The 13,547-nt window shown below is 69.9% G+C and carries 11 protein-coding genes; 8 read left to right on the top strand and 3 right to left on the bottom strand.

The features are described from left to right. Positions 1–4 precede the first annotated feature (4 nt). Positions 5–181 (bottom strand): hypothetical protein, encoded by a 177-nt coding sequence (locus ACIP8W_RS01200; protein WP_402201553.1) that lies wholly within the window; start codon positions 179–181, stop codon positions 5–7. Between the two features lie 579 nt (positions 182–760). On the opposite strand from ACIP8W_RS01200, the gene ACIP8W_RS01195 reads away from it, so the two are divergent. The 8 genes from ACIP8W_RS01195 (at position 761) to ACIP8W_RS01160 (ending at position 11,512) form a co-directional block, all read left to right on the top strand. Next, positions 761–4,621: a nitrate- and nitrite sensing domain-containing protein gene (locus ACIP8W_RS01195; RefSeq protein ID WP_402201551.1), complete on the top strand. Its 3,861-nt coding sequence runs from the start codon at positions 761–763 to the stop codon at positions 4,619–4,621. Between the two features lie 9 nt (positions 4,622–4,630). After that, positions 4,631–5,044, top strand: coding sequence for a roadblock/LC7 domain-containing protein (locus ACIP8W_RS01190; RefSeq protein WP_030351794.1), 414 nt, complete (start codon positions 4,631–4,633; stop codon positions 5,042–5,044). Between the two features lie 110 nt (positions 5,045–5,154). Next, a complete protein-coding gene (locus tag ACIP8W_RS01185; protein WP_114621845.1) occupies positions 5,155–5,562 on the top strand; it encodes a DUF742 domain-containing protein in 408 nt (135 codons plus the stop codon). Beyond that, complete coding sequence (locus ACIP8W_RS01180) at positions 5,543–6,124, top strand: ATP/GTP-binding protein (RefSeq protein ID WP_189282429.1); 582 nt, start codon at positions 5,543–5,545, stop codon at positions 6,122–6,124. Before ACIP8W_RS01185 ends, ACIP8W_RS01180 begins: the two co-directional genes overlap by 20 nt. A gap of 340 nt (positions 6,125–6,464) precedes the next feature. Continuing rightward, positions 6,465–9,815, top strand: coding sequence for a nitrate- and nitrite sensing domain-containing protein (locus tag ACIP8W_RS01175; RefSeq protein WP_402201549.1), 3,351 nt, complete (start codon positions 6,465–6,467; stop codon positions 9,813–9,815). A gap of 10 nt (positions 9,816–9,825) precedes the next feature. Next, positions 9,826–10,239, top strand: a complete 414-nt coding sequence (locus tag ACIP8W_RS01170) for a roadblock/LC7 domain-containing protein (protein ID WP_010984131.1) — start codon at positions 9,826–9,828, stop codon at positions 10,237–10,239. Between the two features lie 102 nt (positions 10,240–10,341). Further along, positions 10,342–10,950: a DUF742 domain-containing protein gene (locus ACIP8W_RS01165; RefSeq protein WP_401953886.1), complete on the top strand. Its 609-nt coding sequence runs from the start codon at positions 10,342–10,344 to the stop codon at positions 10,948–10,950. After that, positions 10,931–11,512 (top strand): ATP/GTP-binding protein, encoded by a 582-nt coding sequence (locus ACIP8W_RS01160; protein ID WP_031229389.1) that lies wholly within the window; start codon positions 10,931–10,933, stop codon positions 11,510–11,512. Before ACIP8W_RS01165 ends, ACIP8W_RS01160 begins: the two co-directional genes overlap by 20 nt. A gap of 105 nt (positions 11,513–11,617) precedes the next feature. On the opposite strand, the gene ACIP8W_RS01155 is transcribed toward ACIP8W_RS01160, so the two are convergent. After that, on the bottom strand, positions 11,618–11,821 hold the full coding sequence (locus ACIP8W_RS01155) for an acyl-CoA carboxylase subunit epsilon (protein WP_401953889.1): 204 nt from the start codon (positions 11,819–11,821) through the stop codon (positions 11,618–11,620). A gap of 57 nt (positions 11,822–11,878) precedes the next feature. Beyond that, positions 11,879–13,462, bottom strand: a complete 1,584-nt coding sequence (locus tag ACIP8W_RS01150; RefSeq protein WP_401953892.1) for an acyl-CoA carboxylase subunit beta — start codon at positions 13,460–13,462, stop codon at positions 11,879–11,881. Positions 13,463–13,547 lie beyond the last annotated feature (85 nt).

The following is a 13,547-nucleotide window of genomic DNA, read 5'->3' as shown; positions in this document are numbered from 1 at the left end:
ATCACTACTTCTCGACCGGGGCGACCATCAGGGTCGTACGACGGGGATTGGCGGTGCGGTTCGGCAGAGTGACGGAGTGTTCGGGCCTCTCCACGGGGACCAGGTCCACGGCGTCCTCCAGATGGGCCAGCGTCGTGCGGCGGGGGTTGGCGGTGCTGCGGAGCGTCATCGTCGTCTTCATCTGCGGTATCTGACCCTGTCGGAGTAGGGGCGCCGGGGCGCCACTTGTCGGATATGCCATCCCTGTAAAGCGTCAGGCTAAACATCCAATTCCCCGGCGGAGCCTGGTTCGAGCGGCGATCGCCGTGTGAGTTTGCTCACGAATCAGCGGGCATTTGCCGCATTGCGGACAGTAGTTGGGGATTGCGGAAACGGACAATGCCTCACTGAATGTGGCATTCCGCTGCTGATCATCAGGACTGGGACACCCCCCACCCCTAAGCAGCTCGTGAAGATAAGTCCGTTTCCTCCGCGAACGGTTTCTACCGCTCGTGACTCTCCGCTCACACGGTGTCATCCGTTCGCGCGCCCGCCTGCCGCCCTTGTTGGAGATCCCGCTCTGTGCTGGAATTCCCCCCACCGCCGCGGGTTTCAGACGTCCGGCGCGCGAGGCGCAACGCGGCGCCGACGCGGCGGTGATGGGGAAGGGGAACAAGCGCCGGTCACTCACGACCACCATGGGGAGCGTTCTGCGCCCCACGACGCCGACACCGTCCCGCCGCTGCGCGGAGGGACGCCTGGTCCAGAGGTTGCGACGCTAGTGCAGGGACGTTTCAAGAGGGATAGCAGCGCTGCGGCGGAGCAGGAGCCCCGCGGCGGAACAGACCGCGGCTCCTCGCCCCAGCACACCCAGAGCCAGGGTCAGGTGCCCCCGGGCGAGGGCGGCGGCCGTGGCGGCTACCCCGGGACGGCGTCCGGCGGCGCGGCCACTCCGCAGCCCGCGGTGAGCGTCAAGAACCCCAACGATCCGGGCTCCCGGATGGCCCTGCGCAACTGGCGCATCAGTACGCGTCTGGTGGCGCTCCTCACCCTTCCGGTGGTCGCGGCCACCACGCTGGGCGGCCTGCGCATCAACGAGTCGCTCAACGACATGCAGCAGCTGGAGCACATGCAGCTGCTCACCAAGATGACCAAGGAAGCGACCAACCTCGCCGCCCAGCTCCAGTCGGAGCGCGACGAGTCGGCCGGCCCCCTGCTCCACGGCGCCAGCCCCAAGGATTTCAAGATCGCGGACCGTCGGCTCAAGACCGACCGGGCCAAGAAGGCGTTCCTCGACGCCACGGTGGACATCGGCAACACCGACGGCGACCAGGCACTGGAGAGCATCCGCTCCAATGTCAACCAGATCGCCACCCAGGTCAACAAGATCAACGACATCCGCAAGGACGCCTACGTCAAGGACGCCGGTTCGGACTCCCTGACGGTCGACGCGTACAGCAACCTGATCACCTCGCTGCTGACGCTCTCGCAGGACATGGCGCAGGCGACCAACAACCCCGAGATGATCAAGCGGACCCGCGCGCTGGCCGCGTTCTCGTCCGCCAAGGAGTACGCCTCCATCCAGCGGGCGATCATCGCCGCCGCGCTGCCCGCCACCCCGACCGAACCGGGCTCGCTCAAGGAGAACGACCGGCTGTACGGTCTGGCCGCGGCCAACAAGGAACGCGGCGCACTCACCTCCTTCAGCGCGCTGTACGAGTCCATGGGCGGCGACGCCGAAGAGCTGATGGCCCCGCTCAACGGCCAGGGGAACCCGGACATCCAGGCGTCCGAGAAGTACGCGGACCGGGTGCTCGCCCGCCCCGGCGGGCTCGCCTCGCAGCCCCGGATGTCGTACCTGGACTGGACCGACCAGGCGACCACCCGGATCAACGCGATGAAGACCATCGAGGCCACGCTGCTGGGCGAGATGGACGGCAAGGCCCGCGAGCTGCGCGACCAGTCCCAGCGCGACGCCCTCTACAACGCCGCGCTGATCCTGCTGGTGCTCGGTGTCTCGCTGGTCGGCGCCTTCGTGGTGGCCCGCTCCATGATCCGCTCGCTGCGCCGGCTCCAGGACACGGCGACCCGCGTCGCCCAGGACCGGCTGCCCGAGCTGGTCAAGCAGCTCTCCGACTCGGACCCGCAGGATGTCGACACCTCCGTCGAGTCGGTCGGTGTGCACTCCAAGGACGAGATCGGAAAGGTCGCCGCGGCCTTCGACGACGTACACCGCGAGGCCGTCCGGCTCGCCGCCGAGCAGGCCCTCCTGCGGGGCAACGTCAACGCGATGTTCACCAACCTCTCGCGCCGCAGCCAGGGCCTCATCCAGCGCCAGCTCTCGCTGATCTCCGAACTGGAGTCGCGCGAGGCCGACCCGGACCAGCTGTCCTCCCTCTTCAAGCTCGACCACCTCGCGACCCGTATGCGCCGTAACGGCGAGAACCTCCTCGTCCTCGCGGGCGAGGAGCCGGGCCGCCGCTGGACCCGGCCCGTCCCGCTGGTCGACGTGCTCCGGGCCGCCGCCTCCGAGGTGGAGCAGTACGAGCGCATCGAGCTGGCCTCGGTCCCCGCGACCGAGGTCGCCGGGCGCGTCGTCAACGACCTCGTGCACCTCCTCGCCGAGCTGCTGGAGAACGCCACCTCGTTCTCCTCGCCGCAGACGAAGGTCCGGGTCACCGGTCACGCGCTGCCCGACGGCCGGGTGCTCGTCGAGATCCACGACACCGGTATCGGTCTCTCTCCCGAGGACCTCGCGGCCATCAACGAGCGGCTCGCCTCGCCGCCCACCGTGGATGTCTCCGTCTCCCGCCGCATGGGTCTGTTCGTGGTCGGCCGACTGTCCCTGCGCCACGGCATCCGGATCCAGCTGCGCCCCTCCGACTCGGGCGGTACGACCGCGCTGGTCATGCTGCCGGTCGACGTCGCCCAGGGCGGCAAGAAGGCCCCGGCCCCCAGGCCCGGCCAGCCCGGCCCCGGTCAGCCGCCCGGCGGCCCCGGCGGCCAGCTGACCGGCGGCCCCGGTGCCGCCCCCGGCCGCACCGGTCCGGGCGCGGGTCCCGGCGGCGCGCCCGCCCCCGGGCTGCTCGGCGCCGGTGCGCCGCGCGGCCAGGTCGGCGCCGGTGCGGGGCCGCGTGCCGCGCTCCCGGCCCGGGACGGCGGCGCCTCGGGCGGATCGCAGGGCGGCCCGTCGAAGAACGGCCCCCAGGGACAGCCCAACGTCTTCGCCCAGAACGCCTTCGGCACCCCGGACCGCGGCCAGTCCGGGCAGGGCCAGGACAGCGGCGCCCCCGGAAACGGCCAGCACCGCGCCGCCCCGTCGAACCCCCAGGGCGGCCGGAACGGCTTCAGCGGCCGCGCCCAGAACGCCTTCCAGCAGGGCGGCGCCCCCGACCGCGGCCGGCAGCTCCCGCCCCCCGGCGGTCCGCGCGCCGAGCTGCCCGGCGGCACCCCGCAGCCGCCCCGCCCGCAGAACACCAGCTGGGGCACCGACCAGCCGTCGGTGCCGCCCCTCCCGTCGCGCCGCTCGCTGGACGCCCCGCGCGGCCACGAGGACCCCGAGACCGCCGGCCGGTTCGCCCGGGCCCGGAACGAGCCGCAGGATCCCGGCGCCACCTCGGAGTTCACGCTCCCCGACTTCGGCGCCCCGACCTCCAACGGGTCCCAGGACGCCGCGGCCACGGCCCAGTTCCCCCGGCCCGACTTCAACGCGCCCGCGCCGTACAGCACGGACTACAACGGCCGGCAGAGCCCGGGGCAGAGCGAGCGCTCCGACGTCCGCCCGACCGCCGACTTCAACGCCCCGCGTCCCCCGGCCCCCGCCCCGGTCCCCGGCTCCGAGGGCGGCTACCGCCCGCCGAGCCTGCCGCCGCAGCCGATCCCGGAGGCGCTGCCCCCGGCCGGTCCCGGCGACGGCCGCACCCCGCTGTACGACAACCTGGAGACCAACTGGTTCCACGGTGCGCAGCAGGGCGGGGAGAGCGACGGTACGGATACGCAGTCGGCGGAGCCGGCCCGTACACCCGCCCCGGAACCGCACGACCCGCTGACGGGCCGGCTGCCCCGCCGCGACGCGGCCACCGGCTCCCTCGGCGGCACGAACGGCGCGAGCGCCGAGAACGACGCCGGGACCACCGGCGCCAACGACTCCACCAGCAGTACGAACGGCACCGGCACCGGCACCGGCACCAATGGTTTCGGGACAGTCGACTCCGGCATCACCGGCACCGGCGCGGACGGGTTCGGGACGATCGACTCCGGCACGGGCGGGTTCGGCTCCCTCGGATCCGGCACCGGCTCGGGTTCCAGCGGCTCGAACACCCATGGCGTGAGCGCCACTTCCTCCTGGCGCGCGACGCCCAACGACGATCCGGGGCGCCAGGCCGAGCGGGTCAAGAAGCCCCAGGCCGGCGGCCTCACCACCTCCGGTCTGCCCCGCCGGGTACCGCGTGCCAACCTGGTGCCGGGAACCGCGCAGGAACAGAACACCCAGGCCGGTCCGCAGGTCTCACGTGCACCCGCTGACGTACGCGGTCGGCTGACCAATCTCCGTCGGGGTATCCAGCAAGGCCGTCAGGCGGGCAATACCGGCCCGGCGGGCAATGGATTCGACCTCGGCACCTCTCACCAGCAGGAGCGTTAGTTGAGTCCGATGAGTCAGGCTGCGCAGAATCTGAACTGGTTGATCACCAACTTCGTGGACAACACCCCCGGGGTGTCCCACACGGTCGTGGTCTCCGCGGACGGACTTCTGCTGGCCATGTCCGAGGGCTTCCCCCGCGACCGCGCCGATCAGCTCGCGGCCGTGGCGTCCGGGCTGACCTCGCTGACCGCGGGGGCGTCCCGGATCTTCGAAGGCGGGCCGGTCAACCAGACCGTGGTGGAGATGGAGCGCGGTTTCCTCTTCCTGATGTCCGTCTCCGACGGTTCCTCCCTGGCCGTACTCGCCCACCCGGAGTGCGACATCGGTCTGGTGGGTTACGAGATGGCCCTCCTGGTCGACCGCGCCGGTACGGTCCTCACCCCTGATCTGCGCGCCGAACTCCAGGGAAGCCTGTTGCACTGAGGCTCCTCGGAACCGTCCCCAGCTCCCACACCCGTCAGGCCATCCAAGCCGTCCCCCACCGGCAGAGTCAGACGGCACGCAGACATCCTGCTGTCACGCCCGGAGGATTCATGACCCCGCCACCCGCCTCGCACGATCCGTACGGCGCCTCGATGGACGCGTCCTACGGGTCCGAGGGCGATCAACCGCTGGTACGTCCGTACGCCATGACCGGCGGCCGGACCCGGCCGCGGTACCAGCTCGCCATCGAGGCGCTGGTCAGCACGACAGCGGACCCGGCGCATCTCGCCACCCTGCTCCCCGAGCACCAGCGGATCTGCCACCTGTGCCGTGAGGTCAAGTCCGTCGCGGAGGTGTCCGCGCTGCTCACGATGCCGCTGGGGGTCGCGCGCATCCTGGTGGCGGACCTGGCGGAAGCCGGCATGGTGGCCATCCACCAGCCCGGCAATGGAGAGGCCGGCGGCACGCCGGATGTGACACTGCTCGAAAGGGTGCTCAGTGGACTTCGCAAGCTCTAGCGGCGGTGCGGCCCGATCGACCACCAGCGCGAAGATCGTGGTGGCGGGCGGCTTCGGCGTGGGCAAGACCACGTTCGTCGGCGCCGTCTCGGAGATCAACCCGCTGCGTACCGAAGCCGTCATGACCAGCGCCTCCGCCGGCATCGACGACCTCACCCACACCGGAGACAAGACCACCACCACCGTGGCCATGGACTTCGGACGCATCACCCTCGACCAAGACCTCATCCTCTACCTCTTCGGCACCCCCGGCCAGGACCGCTTCTGGTTCATGTGGGACGACCTCGTACGCGGCGCCATCGGCGCCGTCGTCCTCGTCGACACCCGCCGCCTCGCCGACTGCTTCCCCGCCGTCGACTACTTCGAAAACTCAGGACTCCCCTTCGTCATCGCCCTCAACGGCTTCGACGGACACCAGCCCTACACCCCCGACGAAGTACGCGAAGCACTCCAGATCGGCCCCGACACCCCCATCATCACCACCGACGCCCGCCACCGCGCCGACGCCAAAAGCGGACTCATCACCCTCGTCGAACACGCCCTCATGGCCCGCCTCAAGTAGACGGACGCCTACGGCAGTTGTCGTACAGAACCTCGAAGGGGGGCTATGTCGTCCGACACGCCCCGCCTTCGTGTTCATAACATTTCGACAGAGAATTCCCGCGCTATGGACACCCGACGCACTCGCGCGGTATCACTGCGCTCACATCAGCCTCGCCTTTTGGCGGGGCTCGCTCTTTATGCCCGTTTTACACGAGGCCCGTACCGCTCGAAATGGCTGAATGCCGCTGTTTGGATGGGGACCGTTCCTCGTGCTGGAATTCAGCGACCCCCGAGTCAGTACGACCCCGTAACAAATCGCGGCACAACGTAGGTGCCGACGCCGAGAGGTTGTTGGTCGAGTGAGGCGAAGCAAGACAAGCTCCGCGAAGCAACAGGCGCGGGGGAACTTCACCCCGCCGCCGCGTGCAGCGGCGCCGCCTGCGGTCACCACCGCGCCTCCCCCCGCTTCGGGCAGTTCGAGCCGTTACTCCCCCCGCAACTGGCGGGTGCCCACCCGGCTGAACGCCATCCTCCTGATACCGGTCCTGGTCGGCCTCGTCATGGGCGGCTTCCAGGTGAAGGCGTCCATCGACACCTGGCAGCAGGCCCAGGACGCCGAGAAGACCGCGCTCGTCGTACGGGCGGCGGCGGAGTACAGCGAAGCACTGCTCAACGAGCGTGACCTCACCGCTCAGGCGCTCCTGACCAACAAGCGGGACGCGCCGGTCGTGACCCAGACCCGGGCGGCCACGGACGCGGCGAAGAAGAAGTTCGACGCGGTGGTCGCGCAGATGCCCGCCGAACAGGGGCTCGAACGCCGCCTCAGCCTGGTCCGCAGCGTGGAGCCCGGACTCGCGGACATCCGCAAGAGCGCGTACACCGCGGGTGTCGAGACACCGGACAAGAGCGGCGACAACGGCGGCCCGGTGGCCACCGAAGAGGCGTACGTACCACTGGAGCACACCCTGCTGGAGTTCTCCAACGAACTCGGGCTCGGCACCGGCAACATCACCAGCTACGGCCGCGCGGTCTACGCCATCGCGCTCGCCAAGGGCGCCGAGTCCCTCCAGCGCTCCATCGGCATGCACCTGCTCGTCAGGCCGAGCCAGAAGGCCGAGGTCAAGACCGGGCAGACGATCGCGTTCTCCTCGTACGCCTATCTGGAGGACATCGCCATCGGCGAGTACGCCTCCGGGGGTACGGACGCGGACACCGCCAGGCTCCAGAAGATCATGCAGGAGAAGGCCGCCGAGGGCCAGAAGCTCCTCGCCGCCGCCCAGCAGCGGGCCATGGCCGCGGGCCAGGACTTCACCCCGCCGCCGAGCAAGGACGGCTCGGTCATCAACGGCATGGTCGCGGCCATCGCCACCGGCGACACCCCCGAGCGGCTCGCGGACCGGGGGGTCACCCCGGAGGCCTGGATGGCCGCCTCCACCGCCAAGTTCGACGGGTACTCGGAGATCGAGAACGACCTCGTCGACCGGGCCGTGGCCGAGGCCGCCCAGATCGCCGACAACGCCAGGAACACCGCGATCGTCAACGCCGCGATCGTCGTGATCGCGCTGATGGCCGCGTTCGTCCTGGCCGGCATCATGGCCCGCCAGCTCAGCCGCTCGATGCTGTCGCTGCGTACGGCCGCCTTCGGCATAGCGGAACAGCGGCTGCCGATGCTGGTCGACCAGCTCTCCCGCGCCGAGCCCGGCCGGGTCGACACCCGGGTCCAGCCCATCCCCATCGACTCGCGCGACGAGATCGGCGAGGTCGCCCGCGCCTTCGACCAGGTCCACCGCGAGGCCGTCCGGCTCGCCGCCGAGCAGGCCATGCTCCGCGGAAACGTCAATGCGATCTTCACCAACCTCTCCCGGCGCAACCAGTCGCTGATCGAGGGCCAGCTCACACTGATCTCCGACCTGGAGAACAACGAGGGCGACCCGGACCAGCTGGAGAACCTCTTCCGGCTGGACCACCTCGCGACCCGTATGCGCCGTAACGGCGAGAACCTCCTCGTCCTCGCCGGCGAGGAGCCGGGCCGCCGCTGGAACCAGCCGGTGCCCCTGGTCGACGTGCTCCGCGCGGCCTCCTCCGAGGTCGAGTCGTACGAGCGCATCGAGCTGACCGGCGTCCCCGAGACCGAGATCCACGGCCAGTCCGTCACCGACCTGGTGCACCTGCTCGCCGAGCTGCTGGAGAACGCCACCACTTTCTCCTCGCCGCAGACCAAGGTCCGGGTCACCGCGACCCGGCTGCCCGACGGCCGGGTGATGATCGAGATCCACGACAAGGGCATCGGCCTCACCGCCGAGGACTTCGCGGACATCAACCACAAGCTGGCGAACCCGCCGACCGTGGACGCCGCCGTCTCCCAGCGCATGGGCCTCTTCGTGGTCGGCCGACTCGCCGAACGGCACGGTGTCCGCGTACAGCTGCGCCCCTCGGGCGAGCAGGCGGGCACGACCTCGCTGGTCATGCTCCCGGCCGCCATCACCCACGGCGGTGGCGGCACTCCGGACGCCCCGGCCGAGGAGCTGGCCGTCTCCCCGATCATCCCGGAGCAGCAGCCGCAGCCCGAGGAGCAGGCCTTCCCGACCGCTCCGATGCTGACCGCCGCCGAACTGGGCTTCGACGACTCCCGTTACGACGAGCGCGCGGCCGACAGCTTCAACCCGATCGAGCGAACGGCCCGCCCCGACGAACGGCGCGCCCCCCTGGACACCCCGCCGAGCGACGGGCAGCCGCTCTTCCAGGACCAGGTCAACGGCCAGTACCGGGACGAGCCCCAGAACGGGTTCACCCCGCAGGAGGCCGCGTACGACCAGGGGTACGCGCCGCAGCAGCCCGCGGCCGGGGCCGATTTCACGCCGACCGGGTACGAGAACCCGGCCGCGCCCCAGGCGTATCTGAGCGATTCCTATACGGAGTCGCCCTACCCGGCCACGCAGCCTCCGGCGGACACCTACAAGGACGCCTTCACCCCCCCTGCTCACCAGGGCGAGTGGACCGATCACGCTACGTATCAGAACGGCTTCGAGCCCGACCGGCGGGCCGAACCGGAATCTGCGGACACCGCTCCCGAGAACGTTCGGGAACGCGTAGGCTTCGACCGTCCGGGCCCGTCTCCGAGCGCAAGCCACGCGCTGACGGAAGCCGGTCTGCCGCGCCGGGGCAGCAGCCAGCAACCGCAAGCGTGGCAGGAGAGCGGCCAGGACGTCGTACAGACCGAACAGGCCGCCGTACAAGCGCCGTTGAACGGACAGACCAACGGCTACCCGGTCGTTGCTCCCGTCATCGGTCAGGACGGCGGTCAGAGCGATCCGGGCACCGTCCAGGACGAGGGCGCCCGGTCCGTCGGGGCCGACGACGGCAGCGGTACCACGAACAATGACATCAGCAACGGGCAGAGCGAGGCGGCCGGTTCCGAGGACTGGCGTTCGACGAACGACGAACGCTGGCAGCGGGCCGAGAAGCTGCGTGAGCCCAAGGCGGGCGGAGTCACCACCTCCGGTCTTCCCCGTCGCGTGCCCAAGGCCAATCTGGTCGAGGGAGCGGCGGAGCAGACCCCGCAGGGCGGCCCTCAGGTCTCCCGCGCCCCGGAGGACATCCGTGGCAGGTTGAGCAGCCTGCGACGGGGTGTCGAGCGGGGCCGCACCGCCGGAGCGGACACGAACGGACCGGGCTTCGGCTCGGGCAGTACCTACAACCAGGAGCGTTAGTGTGAGCCCGATGAGCCAGGCGGCGCAGAATCTGAACTGGTTGATCACCAACTTTGTGGACAACACCCCCGGGGTGTCCCACACGGTGGTGGTCTCCGCCGACGGACTCCTGCTGGCCATGTCCGAAGGTTTCCCGCGCGACCGCGCCGATCAGCTCGCGGCCGTGGCGTCCGGGCTGACCTCGCTGACCGCGGGGGCGTCCCGGATCTTCGAGGGCGGCGCCGTGAACCAGACGGTCGTCGAGATGGAGCGCGGTTTCCTCTTCCTCATGTCCATCTCGGACGGTTCGTCACTGGCCGTGCTGGCCCACCCCGAGGCCGATATCGGCCTGGTGGGTTACGAGATGGCGCTCCTGGTCGACCGTGCCGGTACGGTCCTCACTCCGGACCTGCGAGCCGAGCTCCAGGGAAGTCTGCTCAACTGACAGACAGTGCGCCGTCCGCCACCGCACTATTAAAGTGCGGTGGCACAGATCCAACAGGTCCGCCAAGATCGGGCCCGGCGACCGGCAGTCGGAGGAGGAAACGTGGCTACACCCCCAGGCGGACATCCCTATGACGGCGGCCCGCGCTTCCCGCGCGAGGACGCCCAGAACCGCTTCAACTTTCCCTCCACGCCGAGCAGTCAGGGTGGCCAGGGAGGTCAGGGAGGAGCTGCGGGTGGCTACGGCGGTGGGCGGATTCCGCCGCACCAGCCCTACCAGCCGCCACAGCCCGCCTACGACCAGCCGAGGCAGCCCCCAGTCCAGCAGGAGCGGCCCCGGCGTGCCCGGCCCGCCGCTCCGTCCCAGGGCGCACACAATCCGTTGGTACGCCCGTACGCCATGACCGGCGGCCGAACCAGGCCGCGATACCAGCTCGCCATCGAGGCGCTGGTCAGTACGACGGCCGATCCGTCCCAGTTGCAAGGGCAGTTGCCCGAGCACCAGCGGATCTGCCGACTGTGTTTTGAGATCAAATCGGTCGCCGAGATTTCGGCGCTCCTGACCATTCCCCTCGGCGTGGCCCGGATCCTCGTAGCCGACCTGGCGGAGGCGGGCCTTGTCGCCATCCACCAGCCCGGTGGCGAAGAGGCCGGCGGCACGCCAGATGTGACACTGCTCGAAAGGGTGCTCAGTGGACTTCGCAAGCTCTAGCGGCGGTGCAGCCCGCTCAACCACCAGCGCGAAGATCGTGGTGGCGGGCGGCTTCGGCGTGGGCAAGACCACGTTCGTCGGCGCCGTCTCGGAGATCAACCCGCTGCGTACCGAAGCCGTCATGACCAGCGCCTCCGCCGGCATCGACGACCTCACCCACACCGGAGACAAGACCACCACCACCGTGGCCATGGACTTCGGACGCATCACCCTCGACCAAGACCTCATCCTCTACCTCTTCGGCACCCCCGGCCAGGACCGCTTCTGGTTCATGTGGGACGACCTCGTACGCGGCGCCATCGGCGCCGTCGTCCTCGTCGACACCCGCCGCCTCGCCGACTGCTTCCCCGCCGTCGACTACTTCGAAAACTCAGGACTCCCCTTCGTCATCGCCCTCAACGGCTTCGACGGACACCAGCCCTACACCCCCGACGAAGTACGCGAAGCACTCCAGATCGGCCCCGACACCCCCATCATCACCACCGACGCCCGCCACCGCGCCGACGCCAAAAGCGGACTCATCACCCTCGTCGAACACGCCCTCATGGCCCGCCTGCGGTAGCCGTGAACGCCATACGAAAGGCCCCCGCGCTCTCGGAGCGCGGGGGCCTTCGTACGTGGTCCGTAGGTGCCATCCGTACGTGCCGTGCGGATGTGCCGGGGAGGGTCAGCCCTGCCAGCTGTGCGGGGCGCGGAAGCCGGGGGTGCGCTCCAGTCGGCGCCAGCCGGCCGTGGAGCGGCCGCGGTGGGCCGTGGCCTGCGGCTGGGACGCGGCACGGGCGAGCAGGATCGCCGTGATGGCGGCCAGCTCCTCGGGGCCGGCCTGGCCCTTCTCGACGCGCAGCAGGGATTCGTTCGTGGGATCGCTCATGAAGGTCGTGTCTCCGTCTTCTCGGCGTCTTCTCGGCGGGCGGTCAGTGGCCCGTGATCACTGCGGCGGGTTGCCGTGCTTGCGGGAGGGCAGGTCGGCGTGCTTGGTACGGAGCATCGCGAGCGCGCTCGCGAGCACCTCGCGCGTCTCGGCCGGGTCGATGACGTCATCGACCAGCCCCCGCTCGGCCGCGTAGTAGGGATGCATCAGCTCGGCCTTGTACTCCTTGACCATGCGGGCGCGCATGGCCTCGGAGTCCTCGGCCTCGGCGATCTGCTTGCGGAAGATGACATTGGCGGCACCTTCGGCGCCCATCACCGCGATCTCGTTGGTCGGCCAGGCGTAGGTGAGGTCCGCCCCGATGGACTGGGAGTCCATGACGATGTACGCGCCTCCGTACGCCTTCCGCAGGATCAGGGAGATCCGGGGCACCGTCGCGTTGCAGTACGCGTACAGCAGCTTGGCGCCGTGCCGGATGATCCCGCCGTGCTCCTGGTCGACGCCCGGCAGGAAGCCGGGCACATCCAGCAGAGTGACGATCGGGATATTGAAAGCGTCGCACATCTGGACAAAGCGCGCCGCTTTTTCCGATGCCTCGATGTCCAGGACCCCGGCGAGCGACTGCGGCTGGTTGGCCACGACACCGATGACCTGGCCGTCGATCCTGGCCAGGGCGCAGATGATGTTGCGGGCCCAGCGCTCGTGGATCTCCAGGAAGTCGCGGTCGTCGACCAGCTCCTCGATCACCTTGCGCATGTCGTACGGCCGGTTGCCGTCGGCCGGGACCAGGTCCAGCAGTACATCGGAGCGGCGGTCCGCCGGGTCCTCGGAGGGGACCGTGGGCGGGTTCTCCCGGTTGTTCTGCGGGAGCATCGACAGGAGGTAGCGGACCTCCGCGATGCAGGTCTCCTCGTCGTCGTACGCGAAGTGCGCGACGCCCGAGGTCTCCGCGTGCACGTCGGCGCCGCCCAGACCGTTCTGGGTGATCTCCTCGCCGGTGACGGCCTTCACCACATCGGGTCCTGTGATGAACATCTGCGAGGTCTCACGGACCATGAAGACGAAGTCGGTGAGGGCGGGGCTGTAGGCCGCGCCGCCGGCGCACGGGCCGAGCATCACGCTGATCTGGGGGATGACCCCCGAGGCGCGGGTGTTGCGCTGGAAGATCCCGCCGTATCCGGCGAGCGCGGAGACGCCCTCCTGGATACGGGCGCCCGCGCCGTCGTTCAGCGAGACCAGCGGGGCACCGGCCGAGATGGCCATGTCCATGATCTTGTGGATCTTGGTGGCGTGGGCCTCGCCCAGCGCGCCGCCGAAGATCCGGAAGTCGTGCGCGTACACGAAGACCGTGCGGCCCTCGACCGTCCCCCAGCCGGTGATCACACCGTCCGTGTACGGCTTCTTCGTCTCCAGGCCGAACCCGGTCGCCCGGTGCCTGCGCAGCTGCTCGACCTCCTTGAAGGACCCCGCGTCGAGCAACAGCTCGATGCGCTCCCGGGCGGTCAGCTTGCCCTTGGCGCGCTGCGCCTCGGTCGCACGGTCGCTGGGTCCTCGGCGGGCCTCTTCACGCAGAGCGTGCAATTCGGCCACACGGCCCCTGGCGTCGGTGGGCCCGCTCGACGTCTCGTCCACTACGGTCATGTCCCAACCCTACGAACACGGCCAAGGAACCGCGCCGTCGACTCCGCACAGTCTCTCGGCCGTAATCCTGGTGGGGCTGGACAGT

The organism is Streptomyces sp. NPDC088554, assembly GCF_044752945.1.
Classification (GTDB): domain Bacteria; phylum Actinomycetota; class Actinomycetes; order Streptomycetales; family Streptomycetaceae; genus Streptomyces.
This window is presented reverse-complemented; position numbering and strand designations above follow the sequence as displayed.

Excerpts from the sequence above, each read along its gene's own strand:
- ACIP8W_RS01185 (WP_114621845.1), top strand. The coding sequence starts at position 5,155 with ATGACCCCGCCACCCGCCTCGCACGATCCGTACGGCGCCTCGATGGAC.
- ACIP8W_RS01200 (WP_402201553.1), bottom strand. The coding sequence starts at position 181 with ATGAAGACGACGATGACGCTCCGCAGCACCGCCAACCCCCGCCGCACG.
- ACIP8W_RS01170 (WP_010984131.1), top strand. The coding sequence starts at position 9,826 with ATGAGCCAGGCGGCGCAGAATCTGAACTGGTTGATCACCAACTTTGTG.
- ACIP8W_RS01190 (WP_030351794.1), top strand. The coding sequence starts at position 4,631 with ATGAGTCAGGCTGCGCAGAATCTGAACTGGTTGATCACCAACTTCGTG.
- ACIP8W_RS01150 (WP_401953892.1), bottom strand. The coding sequence starts at position 13,462 with ATGACCGTAGTGGACGAGACGTCGAGCGGGCCCACCGACGCCAGGGGC.
- ACIP8W_RS01155 (WP_401953889.1), bottom strand. The coding sequence starts at position 11,821 with ATGAGCGATCCCACGAACGAATCCCTGCTGCGCGTCGAGAAGGGCCAG.